General features: G+C 68.3%; 12 protein-coding genes, 1 tRNA gene and 1 pseudogene. 6 read left to right on the top strand and 8 right to left on the bottom strand.

What is annotated here, in order from left to right:
* Positions 1 to 581: 581 nt before the first annotated feature.
* From ACZ7M7_RS39115 to ACZ7M7_RS39105, 3 genes are all read right to left on the bottom strand, one after another.
* Positions 582 to 1127 (bottom strand): hypothetical protein, encoded by a 546-nt coding sequence (locus tag ACZ7M7_RS39115; protein WP_472125480.1) that lies wholly within the window; start codon positions 1125 to 1127, stop codon positions 582 to 584.
* A gap of 2103 nt (positions 1128 to 3230) precedes the next feature.
* Positions 3231 to 3737 (bottom strand): hypothetical protein, encoded by a 507-nt coding sequence (locus ACZ7M7_RS39110; protein WP_472125477.1) that lies wholly within the window; start codon positions 3735 to 3737, stop codon positions 3231 to 3233.
* 79 nt (positions 3738 to 3816) lie between these two features.
* Positions 3817 to 7089 carry an RHS repeat-associated core domain-containing protein gene (locus ACZ7M7_RS39105; protein ID WP_472125474.1) on the bottom strand — a complete coding sequence of 1091 codons (3273 nt, stop codon included), beginning with the start codon at positions 7087 to 7089 and terminating at the stop codon, positions 3817 to 3819.
* Positions 7090 to 8037: 948 nt separating this feature from the next.
* On the opposite strand from ACZ7M7_RS39105, the pseudogene ACZ7M7_RS39100 reads away from it, so the two are divergent.
* A pseudogene (locus tag ACZ7M7_RS39100) lies at positions 8038 to 8395 on the top strand (tyrosine-type recombinase/integrase); the annotation flags it as partial.
* A 68-nt stretch (positions 8396 to 8463) separates the two neighbouring features.
* Here the strand turns inward: ACZ7M7_RS39100 and ACZ7M7_RS39095 are convergent.
* Positions 8464 to 8539 (bottom strand) — tRNA-Arg (locus ACZ7M7_RS39095).
* A gap of 214 nt (positions 8540 to 8753) precedes the next feature.
* Here ACZ7M7_RS39095 and ACZ7M7_RS39090 point away from each other — a divergent pair.
* A complete protein-coding gene (locus ACZ7M7_RS39090; protein WP_472125471.1) occupies positions 8754 to 9341 on the top strand; it encodes an NADPH-dependent FMN reductase in 588 nt (195 codons plus the stop codon).
* 86 nt (positions 9342 to 9427) lie between these two features.
* Here ACZ7M7_RS39090 and ACZ7M7_RS39085 read toward each other — a convergent pair whose 3' ends face one another.
* Both ACZ7M7_RS39085 and ACZ7M7_RS39080 read right to left on the bottom strand, forming a co-directional pair.
* Positions 9428 to 11101, bottom strand: coding sequence for an IclR family transcriptional regulator domain-containing protein (locus tag ACZ7M7_RS39085; RefSeq protein ID WP_472125468.1), 1674 nt, complete (start codon positions 11099 to 11101; stop codon positions 9428 to 9430).
* A gap of 106 nt (positions 11102 to 11207) precedes the next feature.
* Positions 11208 to 12488: a M6 family metalloprotease domain-containing protein gene (locus tag ACZ7M7_RS39080; RefSeq protein WP_472125464.1), complete on the bottom strand. Its 1281-nt coding sequence runs from the start codon at positions 12486 to 12488 to the stop codon at positions 11208 to 11210.
* Between the two features lie 267 nt (positions 12489 to 12755).
* On the opposite strand from ACZ7M7_RS39080, the gene ACZ7M7_RS39075 reads away from it, so the two are divergent.
* Both ACZ7M7_RS39075 and ACZ7M7_RS39070 read left to right on the top strand, forming a co-directional pair.
* Entirely contained in the window at positions 12756 to 13400 is a 645-nt protein-coding gene (locus ACZ7M7_RS39075) for a TetR/AcrR family transcriptional regulator (RefSeq protein ID WP_383606460.1), read from the top strand.
* A gap of 174 nt (positions 13401 to 13574) precedes the next feature.
* Entirely contained in the window at positions 13575 to 15116 is a 1542-nt protein-coding gene (locus ACZ7M7_RS39070; protein ID WP_383606457.1) for an MFS transporter, read from the top strand.
* Between the two features lie 121 nt (positions 15117 to 15237).
* Here ACZ7M7_RS39070 and ACZ7M7_RS39065 read toward each other — a convergent pair whose 3' ends face one another.
* A complete protein-coding gene (locus ACZ7M7_RS39065) occupies positions 15238 to 15774 on the bottom strand; it encodes a MarR family winged helix-turn-helix transcriptional regulator (protein ID WP_427845356.1) in 537 nt (178 codons plus the stop codon).
* Between the two features lie 119 nt (positions 15775 to 15893).
* Here ACZ7M7_RS39065 and ACZ7M7_RS39060 point away from each other — a divergent pair, with 119 nt between their 5' ends.
* Positions 15894 to 16682, top strand: coding sequence for a dioxygenase family protein (locus tag ACZ7M7_RS39060; protein WP_472125459.1), 789 nt, complete (start codon positions 15894 to 15896; stop codon positions 16680 to 16682).
* Between the two features lie 22 nt (positions 16683 to 16704).
* On the opposite strand, the gene ACZ7M7_RS39055 is transcribed toward ACZ7M7_RS39060, so the two are convergent.
* Positions 16705 to 17235: a GNAT family N-acetyltransferase gene (locus ACZ7M7_RS39055; protein ID WP_472125456.1), complete on the bottom strand. Its 531-nt coding sequence runs from the start codon at positions 17233 to 17235 to the stop codon at positions 16705 to 16707.
* Between the two features lie 169 nt (positions 17236 to 17404).
* Between ACZ7M7_RS39055 and ACZ7M7_RS39050 the strand changes: the two genes are divergently transcribed.
* Positions 17405 to 18403 carry a sigma-70 family RNA polymerase sigma factor gene (locus ACZ7M7_RS39050; RefSeq protein WP_383606445.1) on the top strand — a complete coding sequence of 333 codons (999 nt, stop codon included), beginning with the start codon at positions 17405 to 17407 and terminating at the stop codon, positions 18401 to 18403.
* Positions 18404 to 18431: the final 28 nt, after the last annotated feature.

The raw sequence follows: 18431 nt of genomic DNA, 5'->3' as shown, positions 1-18431 counted from the left end.
AACGACGAGACCGACCTGCCCACCGAACTCACCGCATAGCCTCAAAAACGAGATCGCCGAGTGGCCGTCGATACACCACTCCAGCGGACGTGACCCGCGTGTGGCTCTGACCTGCGAGGCGTCCAGACAGGGGAGGACACGCGATCAGCTCCCCGCCGGCTACCGCAGTTCCCCGTGACTCCCCGCTGGATCTGGCGCGGGTGTGGCACGGGGGAACTTCTGATCCGTAGCTCTATACGGACCGGTCGGTGAGGGGCATACCGGTCGTGCTGCGGCCTGGTGGGGGCCCTGTTAGGCAGAGTTGGTTGCTGGGGTTGCGGTAGATCGCTGCTGTACGGCCACAGCCGAGAGACGGCACTGCTTCGTGGCTGGCCCGTCTCCAGTTCGGTTGCTTGCTGTCGTTCCCCGCTGCTCCTCCTTGGCCACTTCTCGAACGGGCATGGTGAGGGCACGATCGGCCCCTATCCACCGCACCGGGGAACGGCCCCTGACCGGTCAGGTCGGTCAGGGGCCGTTGTCTTGTAGGACGCTCACTCGAGACCGTGGCTCCCTGCGGTTCCCAGCAGCACGAGTTGTGGCGATCAGGGCTGAGGTGCCACCGCTACCCACTGCGATGCAGGCAGCTGCCCTTGTGCCGGGGCGGGACACACGAGGGCGTTTGTGGCAGCGCAATGCAGGGTGAAGACCGCGCCGTCCTGGGTGATGATCTTGTAGAACGCGTCGCTGCCCTGGGCGTCAACCGAGACGCCGCAGACCGTGGAGTTCGTGGGGAAGCCGGCGATCGTGCTGAGGTCGGTCCAGCCGGGAGTGTTGACCGGGCCCGAGACGATGTTCGGGTTGTCCGGGTTGTTCATGTTGGTGGTACGTCTACCGGCGAACGGCACCCCGTTTCTGAGCGCGGCAAGGAACTGCTCGTTGCCGTTCGGCTTCGTCGAGTCCACGCCGGTGCCGCACGCCGTCGCCGTCGCCGTCACGGTGGCGGTCACGGTCGGGGTTGCGGTCACGGTTTTTGTCACCGTAACGGTAGGTCTGGGCTTCTTGGTCGGACAGTCGCCGCGGTGCTTGCCCGGCTTGTCATGGTCGCAGTGGGGGTCGGTGACGTACGTCGCGTCCTTCTGAGAGGTCATGCCGGCTGCGACCGCCACCGCCGGGGTCCCTACTGCGACCGTCACCGCCGTTGCAATCGCGGCGAGCTTGCGAAGGTTCTTGAATCCGTCTTGAGGCGCTGGCTCAAGTGGTGAGGTCGTCCTGTGCTCAGGACTCATATGGGTGCTCCTTGTTCCACGAGTTTCGGGTGGTTCCCCGAGCCCGATTGCGAGCTTGACGGGAGCGCGCTGGAGCATAGGCATGATTAGGTGGAAACACGCTTATAGATCAACAAAACGGGCTAGGCGATACCTCCTGGATGAGGCCAATGCCGGGAAGGCGCAGCGCCTGCTTGCGTAAATCTTGACCACCAAAGTCGCTACGCCGACCGCCCAGCCACGGACGGCCCCACCATCTACGGCCTGTGGAGGGCGGCCGACCTCAGTCGTGACGCACCTGCTTTGGATGAAAGCGCTTCGAGGGATCGCACGGATCACTGGCTGTTGACCATGAGGCAGTGCCTAGCTCCTGGGCCGGGCCTGGTGGTGTGGGTCACGGTGGGGACCAGGCTTGGTCTGGTGCATCGGCCCTAGGTGGGCCAGAGCGTGAATTGCGGATCATCTCGGGGCATCGTGAGGTGGTGCGGGGCCGGGGCGGCGCGGCGCCGAAGGCATAGAGCGCAGCCCCGACGAGCCCCCGAGCCCGCGCCGGCCCCGTAGGAGCCGGTGGGGTGTGATCCTGCGTAGCGGCGGCCAGAGAAGCCGTGGGGACAGCGCGACCGGATGGCCGAAGGCCAAGAGCCCCTACCTGGGCCATGACGCCGAGGGCCCGCGGACCGAGGTGCTGAGGTGCTGCACTGATGAGGCTTAGGTTCAGAGGAGGTGCGGTGTCCCATGGTGGAGCTGTCGCGCGAGCAACCTGCGCCTGATGTGGGGCAGTCGGCTTGGCTATCCGCGAGGAACGGGGTAGTCGCGGCCTCCTGGCGGAGCTTGTGGCACAGGCGTGGCACGGCCGTGATGATGCGAAAGGGCCAGTTCGAGAGGATCAAGCCTCTGAACTGGCCCTTAGTCGTGTGCCCCCGGCAGGATTCGAACCTGCGACACCCGCTTTAAGGAGGGCAACAGAGCGTGTAGCCAGTGGCTCCTACCTGCATCTTTCGTCTTCATGATGACACCGGTAGCGCCTGGGAGTGCAGGTTTCGCCTGTGGTTCACGGCTAGGCACACGGCTACCTCGGCGGTTCCGATCTCCTCCTGGGAGACCATCGGTACCTTGCTGATCACCGGACGACATCATGTTCGTCGGGAGGACGCTCCGCCGGAAGTCGTCATCAGGGCCCGGACGCGGCTGGGCCCGCACCGTCAGGTCGCCAGCGACCGCCTGACGTACCCTCACGACCGGCCCCCCAAGCGTCGCAGGGGTTTGACGACGTCACGGTAGTCCACGCACGGGTACAGCAGCACCAGCAGCGCACCGATCCGCACCGCCTGGTCGGCCTCCACCCCTCCACCGCCGAGGCATGGGCGAAATGCGTCAACGACACTGGGACCCACTACCTCGCCGCCCGAGTACGACGATCGGAGGCGTCAATAGATTGGGGGGATACGACACGGCCCGCCGCCTATGGAGGAGGGGGCGGGACTGGAGGATGTGGAGGCGGCGGAAGGGGGCAGGGGCGTTGTTTCTGACGGCGGGCCAGGAGCGAGGGAAACGTAAAGCCGACAACGCCTCCAGCGACAACGCCTATTAGCGCGGACAGCAGAACGCTCCATCCGATACCGGAGTCGAGAAGCTCCGGCGGTCCTGCCACGATGCATCCGAAGATGCTCGTAACCAACGCGCCGCGCCAACGGCGGCGTAGACTGGGCCAGTTTCTCCTCATGTCGGCGCTCCTTTCGTGCTGCTGAGGGCCTGCGAGGCGGAGTACGCTCGCGGGCCCTCGTCCATGGTGCCTCTTACCTCACAGGAAGCGTCCGAGCCAGGCTCCAGCTGGACTCGAGCCGAGCGCTCCCCACAGAGTTCCGTTCATAAGGCATCGGTCCGGTCCTCGTTGTCTCCACCGAGCAGAGCGGATCCGATAGCCGCGCCGGATCCAGAGCCGAGGCCGACCATGACTGCTCCGGCGAGGACGCACCTAATGCGCGGTCAGCGGTCCTGCCACCGCTGTATCCAATAGGCGACGTCACTTCGATGCGCCATCTGCACCAGCGCGTCTACTCTGACGCCGGATTCTGTCTCGATAGAGAGGACCTTCCCCTGGCGAAAGGTGACTTGCCCGCCCAAGAGAAGCTCCCCTCTCGGGCGTCCGGTGAACGTTGAGCGTGGCTGAATGAGCAGGCGCTGGTCAGTTAGCGCCACAACGAACTCATCGCCGAGCAGGGGGAATGGCAGCCGCCCGACTCTCCTGCGTACTGCAACGACCAGCCGTACAGGTTCGCCTTGCGGTACTTGCTTCCGGATGTCCCATCGGGCAACGGCCCGTAACAGCAGGAGATTTGCCGCGTAAACAATGACGACGAAGGACGCGTTCCAGACTATGAACGCGGAGAGGGACCAACCGACGATCCATGGGGTGCAGATAATGACGATGGCTAAAACGAGCATCGACAGTCGGGCAGAGCCGATTGCAATGCCTTTAGCGGCGGGGTTCATTTCGTTCCCTTGGTTCGGCTGCACGGACCGGTGTGCTGGCCTCCCCCTGAAATTCGGGGGGAGGCCAGCACGGGAGGCTTCAGTTTATGTAGTGGATCGGGCGGAGGGCGGGCACCCACGGTCCGAGAATGCCGCCGACGACGCCCCCGGTCAGGCCTTCGACGGGGTCTTGGCCCATGGCCTTGGCCATCCCGGCGCCCGCTGCGCCAGTCCAGAGGGCTCCGGTGACGGCGCCCGCAAGGAGGCAAGCAGCTCCTGCGGTTGCTCCGCAGGCGGCTCCGACGGCCAACACGGCCGCAGCGCCGACCGCGACGGTCACAACGGTGGCGACTGCAGCCTTGGCCCAGCCGGGCATGCCCCACAGGCCGTTCGGGTCAATGATGTTGGTGGGGTCGCCGGAGGCGTAGAGGTAGGGGTTGGCTTCGAGTCCGGACGGGTCGGGCTGGGTGAAGCGCCCGAGGTTCGGGTCGTAGAAGCGGGCCTGGTAGTGGTAGAGCCCGGTTGGGTCCTGGTAGCCGCTCGCGAAGCGGTAGGGCTGGGAGACCTTCTCGTTGGCGTTGGTGACGCCGCGCGGGCTGTAGGTGTAGGTGTTGACCTTTTCGCCGTCGGCGTTCACGACGGCTTCGATGGTGCCGAGGGAGTCCGCGAGGTAGTAGTACGTCTTGTCCTTGGTGCGGAAGGAGTTGAGGGTGCCTCCCGCTTCGCGGGTGAAGTTCGTGTCCACGCCGCCGACGGTCTGGGAGGACAGGCCGAGCGGGCCGTGGTGGAAGGCGATGCCGCCGAACTGGGTGCGCTCGGAGTTGTCGGTGCTGGCGTAGCGGCCCTTGTAGGTGGTGCCGCCCTGAGTGATTGACGTCTGCTGGGAGAAGTCGCTCCATTGGCCGCCGGTGCGGGTGGTCTCGGCGGTCGGGGCGGCTGCGGTCTCGTTGCCGTCCTGGTCGTAGGACCAGTTCGTCGAGGAGCCGTTCTTGCCGGTGATCTGGTTGGCGGCGTTGTAGTCGTAGGTGGAGCCGCCGGGGCAGCCGGCCGCGGTGCCCTGTGAGGTGAGGTTGCCTGCCTTGTCGTAGCAGTAGAGCCAGCTGCTGTTGGTCGTGGTGCCCTTGGTCTCTTTGGTGAAGGTCAGGCGTCCGGCTGAGTCGTAGTCGTAGGTGCGCTTGAGGCCGGTCGCCGCGTCGTTGCGGGTGCGGATCTTCGTGCCGTCCTTGGTCGTTGTGCCGCTGGTGTAGGCGTAGGTGTAGGCGAGGTCCATCAGGGTTCCCTTGGAGGAGATCGCCTTGATGGCCGTGGCCCGGTTGGCCTTGTCCAGGGTGATCGACTGGACCGTCCCACCCGGGTAACTGATCTTGGTGCGGGCGTCGTTGGCGTTGTACTCGTAGCCGGTCTTCTGGCCGAACGGATCGGTCAGCGACTCCAGCCGGTTGGTCTTGCTGTAGGTGTAGCGGACGGTGCCCGAGGGGTCCTTGTACGTTTCGACGTTGCCGTCGGCCGTGTAGGTGAGCACGGTCTGGGAGCCGTCCTGCAGGGTGCGGACCGTTTCCCGGCTCAGCGGGTCGAAGTCGTACTTGGTGATGCCGGTCGCGTCGGAGCGCTGCTTGAGGTTGCCGTCCCCGTCGTAGGCGTAGGTCACGGTCGCGTTCGTGCTGGAGACCTTGGTGATCCGGTCGCGGTTGTCGTAGACGTAGACGGTCTTGAGGCCACGTCCGTCGGTGACGGTCTCGGTGCGGCCCAGGCTGTCGTACATGTAGTTGGTCGCGCGGAGCGGCTTGGGCGGGGTGACCTTGGACAGGTTGCCCTTGGCGTCGTAGGAGAACTTCGTCGCGTTCTGGTTGGCGTCCTTCACCTCGCAGCGCTGGCCCTCGAAGCCGCCGCAGGTGGGGGTGGCGGGGTTGTACGTGAAGGAGCGGGTGCCGCCCTCGGTGCCGGAGACGGTCTCCTTGGTGGTGTTGCCCGCGGAGTCGTAGCTGTAGCTGACCGAGACGCCGTCCGCCGTGTCGAGCTTTCCGGGCACGTCCGCGCCGGCAACGGTCTGGTAGCCGGACAGCGAGGAAGTGGCGCCGGTCGGCAGCTTCGCTGTCGTCGGGTTCGAGCGTGCGTCCCACCCGTAGGTCGTCACGTTGCCCGGTGTGCTCCCAACTCCCATTGCATCGGCGGCGGTTGCCACGTTTCGGTTCGCGTCATAGGTACGGTCGCGGGAGTGCCCCAAGGCGTCGGTGACCTTGGTGATCTCGCCGTCGGCCGCGTACTTGTACGTCGTGGTGTCGCCGACCGGGTCGGTGACCGTCGTGGTGCCCGCGGTGTTCGGGGTGCTTGACGAGTAGTCGTAGAGGTAGGTGGGGCCGGTCTCCCCGGAGCCGTCGAAGGTGGTGGCCCGCTTCATGGACGTCACACGGTTGTGACTGTCGTAGGTGAAGACGGTCACCCGCCCCTCAGGCGTGGTGATCTTCGTCAGGCGGCGGTTCGCGTCGTATCCGAAGGCGGTGGCCTTTCCCTCGGTGTCAGTGCTCTTGGACAGGTCACCGGCAGGGTTGAGGTCATAGACCACGGTGCGGCCGCTGTTGTCCTTCGCCTGCCACTGCGAGGCGTCGGTCTTGACCAGGTCGATCCAGCGGCCGGAGCGGGACTCGGTGAGCTTGAAGCCCTTGTTCTCGCCGCCCTCGTCATGCTGGTCCACGAGCACGTGTCCGCCGTTGCGGTCGGTCACCTTCACCAGGGTGCCGGCCGAGCTGTAGGTGTCCTTCATGCCCGAGGCGCGCTGGGTGACCGTGTACTCGCCGCTGGAGGTCTTCTTCAGGTCCAGGCGGTAGCCCTCGGGGGTGGTGAAGGTTCCGTCGGCCTTCTTGGTGAAGGAGACCGAGCCGCCGGTGGCGTCGTAGAGCACCACCTTGTCGGTCTCGATCTGAAGGTAGCGCTCGTAGCCCTGCCACCAGCGTTGCGAGACCTTCCCCCAGGGAGCATCCATCGAGTTGTACGTCCGTGAAAGCTGCAGTGACTGGCCGACGCCGGCGATCTGGAAGTCGGTCGCTGCCAGCATGAGATTGCCGGTGGAGTAGTTGACGCGCGCTACCAGGGAGTCCGTCACCCGGACATCCGAGATCAGGTGCCAGGGCACCTGCCCCTGCCCCTTGGGCACCACCGCTGCGAGCGCACCCCCGGCGCGCTGCGGGTCACCGGTCGCGGCATGTGCGCGTTCCTCCTGCGCGGCCAGCCATCGGGCAACCTCTGCCGTTGGCGCCTTCGCCCGAGTGGAATCCGGGGCCTCCGTCGTGCCGACCTTCACCGGCGGCATCTCCGCCTTCGCGCCGTCCTTGCCCCACACCGAGGACGGCTTGTCCGGCCCCGGTTCGGCAGCCATCGCGGGGACTGCCCCTGCTGCCAGAGCCAGGGTGACCGATACCGCGACGGCGCCAGCCCCCGCCCGGGTGCGGGCACGTTTGCGGGACGTGCCGTTGACTCTTAAGTACACAGTTTCCCCTCGTGTTTGCCCATCTGGAGGCACGGAGAACAGCGCGGGCGTAAAGGGGGGAGGCCGACGCCCTCGGGGTGACAGGGGAGGGTGCGGGCCTAGTGCCGTGACGCTGCTCTCCGTGCCGTACTGGACACCGGGCTTGAGTTGGGCCGAATCCCGGTGCGTGCTCGTCGTCCAGCCGAGCCGCAGCTCGTGGTCTGGCAGAACGTCACCAGTGCCGGGACGCGCATGCCTTGGTCTGGACCGTTCAGCGCGGCTGCCACCGTAGGCACAGCGGTCGCTGCCCGTACACCGCCAATCGAACACGTGGCCGAAATGAAGGGCTAAGCGGAAGAACCGGACGGCAAACCGGAAAGGGCACAGAGCTGCGTCATTCTGTGAGGCCCGTGCGAAGAGAGTGGCGGAGCGGACCGTTCCGGGCGAAGTCGGATCGACTCAATGCGACCCCGCCCACTGGGCCGTGGGCCCTACCGAGAAGGCACGTACGACGCCGCACAGCCCGGAGCGGATTGGCGCCGCCACCGAGAAGGCGTTCCACCTGCGCTTCCTCGCCCAGAGCGCCGTGCCGGATGCGCAGATGACGACCGTGGGCCCTACCGAGCAGTCCGCTCATGCATCGCTCACGCGCCGCCGGCTGCCAAGCAAGCGCGTGGTCAGATCTGGCCGAGGTCGATCTCCACCGGGAACGGGGCCGCTACCTTGAGGACGCCGGTGAACACCTCTCCGTCCCGGTAGGTCTTCGTCGCGGATCCGTTCTGGCTAGCCCTTCCTCCTTCAGCGGTCGGTGCCTTGTGAGGTCGTCGGTAAGAGAGTGGGACGAGGAGGTGCGCGAGCCGTTGGCACCGGCTGCGCCAAGCAGCTGCTCGCACCAAGGGAGAGGTGGCACGAGTCCGACTGCGTCTTCGCCACCCGCACCGGCCGCCAGGTCGAGTCGCGGAACATCTACCGCTCGTTCACCCGCGTCGCCGAGTCCGCCGGCCTCCGCGTCATCCGCCTTCACGACGCTCGCCACGGCACGGCCACCCTCCTCACCGCGGCCGGAGTCGCTCCCCGCGGCGTGATGGAGATCCTCGGGCACTCCCAGATCAGCATCACCATGGACGTCTACACCCACGTCGTCCAGGACGCCCAGCGCGAAGCCATGAGCCACATGGACCGGCTACTGCGAAAGCGTCGGCCCGGTCGTCAGTAACCGACCCCGTTGATGTCAGAAGTGGATGTCAAAGGCCCCGGACCATGATCGGTCCGGGGCCTTTCGGCTGGTGCCCCCGGCAGGATTCGAACCTGCGACACCCGCTTTAGGAGAGCGGTGCTCTATCCCCTGAGCTACGAAGGCGGAAGGTGCCCTGACAGCGTAGCGGATGCGTCCCTCGGGGTTCGCCTCGGTTGTGGGGGACCGGCGGCGTGGCTTGTCGATCTTCTTCGGGTGCCGGTGTCGGTCGTGCTTGACCTCAAGTTAACTTGAGATTTTACGTTTCTTGCGCGGGCCCCACAAGGGGGCGATCGCGAACACTCCCGGCTATCCCGGCTACCGAAATCGAGGCACCTCCATGTCCCAGCCCCCACTCAAGATCGGCGTCCTCATCGGCAGCGTCCGTCCCGGCCGTTTCGCCGACAAGGTGTCCCAGTGGTTCGTGTCCGAGATCGGGCGGCGTGAGGACATGGAGACGCATGTCATCGATCTGTCCGAGCCGGCCCTCGCCGACGAGCTCAAGCTCACGCTGGAGCAAACCGAGGGGCCCGGTGATGCTCCGACGCTGGCCGAGCGGATCGGTGGGCTCGATGGGTTCGTTGTCGTGACGCCCGAGTACAACCACGGCTACCCCGCCGCCCTCAAGCTGGCCATCGACTACGTCTACCGCGAGTGGCGAGCCAAGCCGGTCGGCTTCGTTTCGTATGGCGGTATGGCCGGCGGTCAGCGGGCGGTGGAGCAGTTGCGGCAGGTCTTCGCCGAGCTGCACGCGGTAACGCTGCGCGACACCGTCAGCTTCCACATGGCCTGGGAGCAGTTCGACGACGAGGGGCGCCCGCACGACCAGGACGGCACCGCCAAGGCCGCCGCCGTGCTGTTGGATCAGCTGGCCTGGTGGGGGCTGACCCTGCGGGAGGGCCGGGCCGCCAGGCCGTACGACGGCTGAGGCACCCTCCGGCCCTCCGACCTCCCTCCGGCCCTCCGACCTCCCTCCGGCCCTCCGACCTGCTCCGGCCCCCGACCTCCCCCCGGTCACCCCACCCCCACCCGGGCAAACCTCCCCGCCACCCGAAGATCCCCCTCCACCCGCCCCGCCGTCCCCACCAACTCCGGCAGCACCTCCCGTACGCACTCCTCCACGGACCGCCGAGCCGCATGCATCGCCACGTTCAGGGCGGCCACGACGCGGCCGGTGCGGTCCCGTACCGGTACTGCCACCGAGCGGAGACCGGCCTCCAACTCCTCGTCGACCAGGGCGTATCCCTGCGTCCGGATGTCGTCCAGCGTGGTCGTCAGGGTCGCGGGGTCGGTTGTGGTGTGCGGGGTGAGGGGGGAGAGGGGGCCCAAGTGGCGGTCTGCGGGCGGGAGATCCGCCAGGAGGACCCGGCCCAGCGATGTTGCGTACGCCGGTAGTCGCGTGCCCACCGTGACGTCGACGCTCATCACGCGGCCGGTGGCGGCGCGGGCCGTGTACTGGATCTCGTCGCCCGACGGCGTGAGCACCGCCAGCGACGTCGACTCGTGGACGAGGGTGGCCAGTTCGGTCAGGTGCGGGGTCGCGATCTGGGGGAGTGAGGTGCGGGACAGGGGTGGGAAGCCGAGAGACAGTACGCGTGGGGTGAGGGCGAAGGCGCGGTTGCCGGACTGGCGTACCAGGCCCAGGTGCTCGTAGGTGATGAGTGCCCTGCGTGCGGTGGCCCTCGCCAGTCCCGTCGCTCGTGCCACGTCCGTCAGGGTCAGTTCGGTCCGGCCCTCGCCGAAGGCGGTCAGTACGGTCAGCCCGCGGGCCAGCGACTCGACGAACTCCCTGCCCAGTTCCTGCTTGGAGGCACCGGTCCAGGCCGCCAGCCCCGCCGGCGCCGCCCCGCGCTGCGACTGCGGCTGCGGCGCCTCGCGCAGTTCGTGCTCCATCTTCGCCACCGTGGCCCGCAGGCGGGGGAGGAGCGTGTCGCGCAGGTCGGCGGCCGTGTGCCGGCTGGTGTGGCTGACGACGTTCGCCACGCAGGCGATGCCGCCGCCCGCGCGGGGGTCCCTCACCGGTACGGACACGGCCGCCAGTCCCGGCTCGATCAACTGGTCGTCCAGCGCCCAGCCGTCCTTCCGCGCCCGCGCCGCCCGGCGTTCGAAGTCCTCGTCGGGGGACGGGTGCGGTTGCGGTGGTACGGCGGGAAAGCCGCGGTCCTCCGGGTCCGCCGCCCGGCGCCCGCGCCAGGCCTGCCACTCCGCGGCCGTCCACTCCGTCGCGAACAGCGGGCCCGGCGCGGTGCGTTCGGCCGGGAGCAGGTCGCCGATGCGGAAGCTGAGGGACATCGCGCGGCGGCGGGTCGCCTGGTGGATGAAGCGGATGCCGTCGCCGTCGGCGACCGCCAGCGACACCGACTCGTCCAACTCGTCCGCGAGCGCGTCCGCGTGGGAGGTGAGGAGGGCGGGCAGACCGAGGGCGGCCAGGTAGGCGTTGCCCAGTTCCATCACGCGGGGCGACAGGATCACGTCGCGGCCGTCGAGGCGGACGTATCCCATGCGCGCGAGCGTGGACGCGATCCGGTCCACCGTGGAACGTGCGAGTCCGGTCGCCCGCTCCAGTCCGCTCGCGCTCAGCGTCCCGCCCGCCTCCGTCAGCCGCCACAGCACCCCGACCCCACGGATCAGCGGCGTGACCGCCTCCACCGGCACGGCACGGTCGTCCAGGGTCGTCTTCGCGGGCATCGGCTCTCCGGTACGGCGGTCACGGCAGGCCTAACCGTAATGCGAACGGATTCGGTTCGATTTCACGGACGCGTACGGCGTCGACTCGGGCCCACCCCCACACCCCTCACCCCCGCGTAATCCGCACCCGATAGGCCCCCGCCAGATCCGCCCCCACCACCGCCACCCGCACCCCCCTCTTCTCGTCCCGGAATTCCTCCCCCGGCACGAATGTCGCGTCCGAGAGTTCGGCGTGGACGTTCGGGCTGCGGGTGCAGCCGCCGCTGTCCTCGTGGGAGTCGAGGACCTTGACCGGGCCCATGCCGGTGTCGACGTCGGCGTCGACCTTGTAGATCAGGACGCCGGGGCGGCAGACGGCCTCGTCATTGCCCTCGCGGGTGCGTAGTTCGATGGCGTAGCCGGTGCGGCGGTCCAGGGGGACGAACACCAGCTTGGGGCCGCCCGTGCGGGCCAGCGGGGTGAGTGCGTACTCGGCCTTGCCGGGGGTGGCCGCGCACCGTACCTGGTCCGAGTCGAGCCAGCCCAGTTTCCACTTGTGCCAGCCGAGGAGGTCGTTGTTGGCCCCCCAGTCCTCGCTCATGATGTCCCAGTGGCCGACCGCGCCCCCGCCCTCGGCGGTGTACAGGTCGGGCAGGCCGAAGACGTGGCCGTTCTCGTGGGGGAGGACCCGGTAGCCGGTGCGGTGGTAGGTGCCGGAGCCGTCGTCCTGGCGGGAGTAGACGAAGGACGCGTTGGTCACCGAGACGCCGTCGGCCACCGGGGCCTCGGCGTTGCCCGCGAAGGTCACCGACAGGACCGTGTCCAGGGCCGACGGGCCGGCGTTCGGAGTCACCAGGACGTTCAGGAAGTCGTACGACCCGAAGTCCACCTTGGGGTCGGCCGCGACCACGAGGTCCTGGACCAGCTGCCGGTACCCGGGGTCGAAGGGCGCGCCGCGCTCTATGCCGTACGCCCGGAACGACTTGGGCATGCGCAGCCAGCGGGGTATCGGGGTGTCGGGGCGGTAGTCGAGGCGGCCGTAGGAACTGGTGCGGAACCACTTCTGGGTCTGCGGGAAGAACTCCGCGAAGCGGTCGAGCGCCTTGCCCGTGCCGGGCGCGTCGGGGAAGTCGACCATCAGGGTGAGGGCGCGGACGGTTCCGGTGGAGCGGGCGTAGCCGCGCGGTGTCGGTACGCCCTCCGACATCTGGACGGTCGGCCGGCCGCTGATCATGCAGGGGCCGAGAGCCGCGGAGTGACCCGGTGGGATCGGGCTCGCTCCGGCCGCCGTGGAGGTCCCCGCCGTGAGGTGCCCGGTGCCTGCCGAGGTGCTGACCGCCAGGGTCAGGGCGGTCACGGAGGCTAGGGCGGCCGCACGGCGGGGGCGTATCCGACTGGTCGGCTGCATGCATGGGCCTCTCGTCCATGGCAGCCGCCGACTGCGTACTGCACCCTCTCGATCACCCTGTGTCGAGGGCTGCGCGTGCGCGCGTTGGAAGAGACCGAACGTGGGTCCCCGGCCGCGGGAGGCGGGAAGGGATTGTGGCTCAGGTCACAAGAGATTCATGGGGGGTTTCGGAAATAACCGGGGAGCCCCTCCCCGTTTAGCCATGTGTCCGAGCGAAACGGGGACAGCTTCCCCGGATCGCCCACCAGCAGAACTCAGGAGTACGCCGTGCAGACCGCAACCCCCGCACCGCGCAAGGCGACCCGGCCGCGCGCCGACGCCCTGCGCAACCGGGAGCGGATCGTCACCGCCGCCCGGGAGATGTTCGTCGAGTTCGGCCCCGATGTGCCGCTGGACGACATCGCCCGCCGGGCAGGCGTCGGCAACGCCACGGTGTACCGCAACTTCCCCGACCGCGACGCGCTGGTCCGCGAGGTCGTCTGCTCCGTCATGGACCGTACGGCCGCGGCGGCCGAGCTCGCGCTCGCTCAGACCGGGGATGCCTTCGAGGCTCTGGAGCGCTTCGTGCACACGGCCGCCGACGAGCGGATCAGTGCGCTGTGCCCGATGGTCCAGAGCACGTTCGACCAGCACCACCCGGATCTGGAGGCCTCGCGGGAGCGGGTCGAGCAGCTGATCGGGGCGATCATGGACCGGGCCAAGACGGCCGGCCAGCTCCGCTCCGACGTGGACGTCGGCGACCTCATGATCGCCGCCGCCCAGCTCAGCCGGCCCCCGGCCGGAACGGGCTGCGACATCGCCGACCGCTATGTCCACCGCCATCTGCAGCTGTTCCTGGACGGACTGCGGGCCCCGGCCCGTTCCGCCCTGCCGGGCACGCCGCTGACCATGGAGGACCTGCGCCAGGCCTGACCGATCAGTTCAGAGCACAGCGGTAGTCACCAGACCGAATCGCATCGCCACATCGCATCGCCACATCGCATCGCCACATCACATAGCCACCAACTCTCACCGGCCGTCACAGCCGACGAGCCGTCCCCTTTCCTTTCGCTTTTTCCGTCACGAAGTCCCGAAGTGGGTAGACCCATGTCTGAAACGGCCGCAAAGGCTCCGGGCAGCACCCTCGGTGCCGCCGATCCCAACCGCTGGAAAGCGCTCGTCTTCATCGCGCTGGCCCAGCTGATGGTCGTGCTCGACGCGACCATCGTGAACATCGCACTGCCCTCCGCCCAGCAGGACCTGGGCATCTCCGACGGCAACCGGCAGTGGGTCGTCACGGCCTACGCCCTCGCCTTCGGTGGTCTGCTGCTGTTCGGCGGCCGTATCGCCGACCTCTGGGGCCGCAAGCGGGCGTTCGTCGTAGGTCTGGCCGGCTTCGCCGCCGCGTCCGCGCTGGGTGGCGCGGCCACCAACGAGGCCATGATGTTCGGCGCCCGTGCCCTCCAGGGTGTCTTCGGCGCCCTGCTCGCCCCGGCCGCGCTGTCGCTGCTCGCCGTGATGTTCACGGACGCCAAGGAGCGTGCGAAGGCGTTCGGCATCTACGGTGCGATCGCCGGTGGTGGCGGTGCCGTGGGTCTGATCCTCGGCGGTTTCCTCACCGAGTACCTGGACTGGCGCTGGACGTTCTTCGTGAACATCCCGTTCGCCATTCTCGCCGCGGCCGGTGCCTGGTTCGTCATCCGTGAGCCCAAGGGCGCCCGCAACCGCTCCGCCCTCGACATCCCGGGCGTGATCCTGTCCACCCTCGGACTGGTCGCGCTGGTCTACGGCTTCACCCGCGCCGAGTCCAACGGCTGGGGCGACTCCCTGACGGTCGGCATGTTCGTCGCCTCCGGTGTGCTGCTGGCCGCCTTCGTCCTGGTCGAGGCCAAGGTCAAGGCCCCGCTGCTGCCGCTGCGCGTGGTCACCGAACGCAACCGCGGCGGTGTGTACCTCTCGCTCGGCCTCGCGATCATCGCGATGTTCGGCCTGTTCCTCTTCCTGACCTACTACCTGCAGATCGTGAAGGGCTACTCGCCGGTCAAGACCGGCTTCGCCTTCCTGCCGATGATCGCGGGCATGATCACGGGTTCCACCCAGATCGGCACCCGACTGATGACCCGGGTCGCGCCGCGGCTGCTGATGGGCCCCGGCTTCCTGGTCGCCGCCGTCGGCATGCTGCTGCTGACCCAGCTGGAGATCGGCTCCTCGTACGCCGCGCTCCTGCTGCCGGCGATGCTGCTGCTCGGCCTCGGCATGGGTACCGCGTTCATGCCGGCGATGTCGCTGGCCACGCAGGGCGTCAAGCCGCAGGACGCCGGTGTCGCCTCCGCGATGGTGAACACCTCGCAGCAGGTGGGCGGCGCGATCGGTACGGCGCTGCTGAACACGATCGCCGCCTCGGCGACCACGGCGTACGTCGCCGACCACATCGCCGGTGCCACCAGCCGGTCCCAGCAGCAGCTGGTCCAGCTGGAGGCCATGGTGCAGGGCTACACCAGCGCCATCTGGTTCGCCGTCGGCATCCTGGTCGCGGCCGCGGTCATCGCCCTGACCTTCGTCAACGCCGGCCGCCCGGGCGGCACGACGGTGGCGTCCTCCGAAGAGGGCGCCCAGGACGAGGTGCCGGTGCCGGTCGTCGCGCACTGACGCCGCACCGAGGCCGACGCTGACCGTCGGCCCACCCCTTCGGGCCAGGCGTACGTACGGGGATGGGGACGCTCCGTACGTACGACCCCCAGGACCTGCCCCGGCTCGCTGAATGAGCGGTTCAGCGGAGCCAGGGCAGGTCCGCACCCGCTTCGCTGGGCTGCAGGCCCTCGGCGACGATCCGCATGATCTCGCCGAGGGCCTTCTGTTGTTCCGGCGTCAGCCGGTCGAACATCGCCTGCCGCACGGCCTCCACATGGCCCGGCGCGGTCTGCTGCAGCACCTCGAGGCCGGCGTCGGTCAGCACCGCGAACTGGCCCCGCTTGTCGTCGGGGCAGTCCTCGCGCCGGACCCAGCCGTTCTTCTCGAGCCGGGCGATGGCGTGCGAGAGACGGGAGCGGGTGATCTTCGCGTACATCGCCAGCTCGGTCATCCGCAGCCGGCGGTGCGCGGACTCGGCGAGCTTGACCAGCAGCCCGTAGTAGATGTGCGGCATGCCCGCGTCCCGCTGGAGCTGACGGTCCAGATGGTCCTCGAGCAGGGTCGTCGCATCCAGGTAGGTGCGCCAGACGCGCTGCTGCTCGTCGGTGAGCCAGCGCGGTTCCGTCGCGGATGCGGGGTCGGGCGAGGGCGGCGCGGAGGTCGATGCCGTGTTCATGTACTCCACTGTACGAGAGCTCTCCTTGAAATTTTAACTACCGCGGCGTACCGTCTTTTGGGCAGAGAAGCTTTAGATTTGAAGCAAATGGCTTCAGGTCCCCGGAGGGAGTCGCCGCCATGTCCGCCGCCACGCAGGAGCGCATGCCCGCCCTCTACCTCAGTCACGGTGCCCCGCCGCTCGCGGACGATCCGGTCTGGCCCGCCGAGCTCGCCGCCTGGTCCGCCGACCTGCCGCGCCCGAAGGCGATCCTCATGGTCTCCGCCCACTGGGAGGAGGCCCCGCTCGCCATCGGCGCCACCGAGACCGTTCCTCTTGTCCACGACTTCTGGGGCTTCCCCGAGCACTACTACCAGGTGTGGTACGCGGCCCCCGGCGCCCCCGAACTCGCCGCGTCCGTACGCAAGCTGCTGCGCGCCCCCGGCATCCCCGTGCAGGACATCCCGGACCGCGGCCTCGACCACGGCGCCTACGTCCCCCTCGTCGAGATGTACCCCACCGCCGACATCCCCGTCCTGCAGATCTCCATGCCGACGCTCGACCCGGTGCGGCTCATGGAGATCGGCCGCAAGCTGGCGCCGCTGCGCGACGAGGGCGTGCTGATCGTCGGCTCCGGCTTCTTCACCCACAACCTGGCCGCCCTGCGGCAGGGCGGAATACCCGCGTGGTCGGTGGAGTTCGACGACTGGGGCCGCCGGGCGCTGGAGAACCACGACTGGGACGCCCTGCTGGACTTCCTGCACAAGGCTCCGGCCGGCCGCTACGCCCATCCACGCACCGAGCACTTCGCCCCGCTGTTCGTGACGATGGGTGCGGCGGAGGCGGCCGGTGAGCTGGAGACGCCGCAGAAGTCGGTGATCGACGGGTTCTGGATGGGGCTGGCGAAGCGCTCGGTGCAGTTCGGCTGAGGGTCCGGCCTTCCGGCCCGGCTCACAGCTCCTTCTCGTACCAGGCGACGTCCCAGTAGCGGCCGAACTTGCGGCCCACCTCGCGGTACGTGCCCACGTACCGGAAGCCGAACCGCTCGTGCAACCGGGTGGACGGCTCGTTCGGCTGGGCGATGCCGGCGTAGGCGCGGTGCACGTCCTCGCCGTCCAGGGCCTCGAAGAGGGCCTTGTAGAGGAGGGTGCCGACGCCTCGCCTACCGGTGTCCGGCGCGAGGTAGACGGTCACCTCGACGGAGGTCTCGTAGGCGGGCTTCGGCCGGAAGGCGCTGGATGTGGCGTAGCCGAGAATCCGCTGTGAGTCGGCCCCGGGAGTCGCCTGGGTGGCAACCATCAACCGGTGCGGGCCGTCTTCAGGGTGGGAGAGCAGCCAAGGGCGGCGCTCTTCCGGCGTGAAGGCCGCGGTATCGAATGTGATGGGCGTCTCACGTACATAGTGGTTGTAGATGTCGGTGAGGGCTTCGAGGTCACGTTCGACTCCCGGTCTGACCTGCACCTCTGTACGTGCCGACGGCATCGGGCCTCCTCGTGTGGCCGGACAGGGTACTGCAAGATCAGAAAAATCTAGGGGTGGGTTGGGAATTCTGTCCTGATTCCAGTCGTTGTTTCCATCGGATGCAGGGCACTCGAGAAGAGTCCCAAGCGTTTACGAATCACCCGCCCGCCCACATCGCAAGGGAGCACGCATGGCAACCCGTGCCGTCGCCCGTCGTCAGTCCGCCACCGGCGAGACCGTCGACAAGGCACGCAGTGTTCGCGCCCATGGCGGCGAGATCGCGGACCGCGACCTGGTCGGCATGTACCTCGACGAGATCGCGCGCACGCCGCTTCTCGACGCAGCCAAAGAGGTCGAGCTGTCACAGATCATCGAGGCGGGTGTGTTCGCAAGGCAGGTCCTCGACGGATTCGAGGAGGCCAGGGCGGACGCCACCCGTGAGGAGTTGGAGGCCCTGGTCGCCGACGCAGAGCGGGCCAAGGACATCTTCATCCGCTCCAACCTCCGCCTGGTCGTCGCGGTGGCCCGCCGCTATCCGCGCAGCGGCCTGCCCCTCCTCGACCTGGTCCAGGAGGGCAACGCCGGCCTGGTGCGCGCGGTGGAGAAGTTCGACTACCGCAAGGGCTTCAAGTTCTCCACGTACGCCACCTGGTGGATCCGCCAGGCGATCACCCGCTCCATAGCCGACCAGTCCCGCACCATCCGCCTCCCCGTCCACCTGGTGGAGGAGCTGGGCCGCATCCGCCGAGTGCAGCGCGAGTTCAACCGCGAGCACGGCCGCGACCCGGAGCCCGCGGAGATCGCCGCCGAGCTCGGTTCGAACCCGGACCGCGTGGTGGACGTCCTGGACTGGGCCCGCGACCCGGTCTCCCTGAACATGTCGGTGGACGACGAGGGCGAGACCCAGTTCGGCGACCTGCTGGAGGACACCTCCGCGGTCTCCCCGGAGCAGTCGGTCCTCACGTTGCTGCGCAGCGAGGAGCTGGACGACCTGATCGGCCGCCTCGACCAGCGCACGGCGTCCATCATCAAGATGCGGTACGGCATCGAGGACGGCCGCGAGCGCACCCTGACCGAGGTCGGCAAGGAACACGGCCTCACCCGCGAGCGCATCCGGCAGATCGAGAAGCACGCCCTGCTGGAGCTGAAGAAGCTGGCGCGCAGCACTGGCTTCGACGCCGCCGCGTAACGTCACGGGCACAGGGCGTGCAAAGGGT

The sequence above is a fragment of the Streptomyces sp. NPDC111606 genome (genome assembly GCF_055656945.1).
The sequence above is the reverse complement of the archived record's forward strand: the minus strand, read 5'-3'. Positions and strand labels throughout refer to the sequence as shown.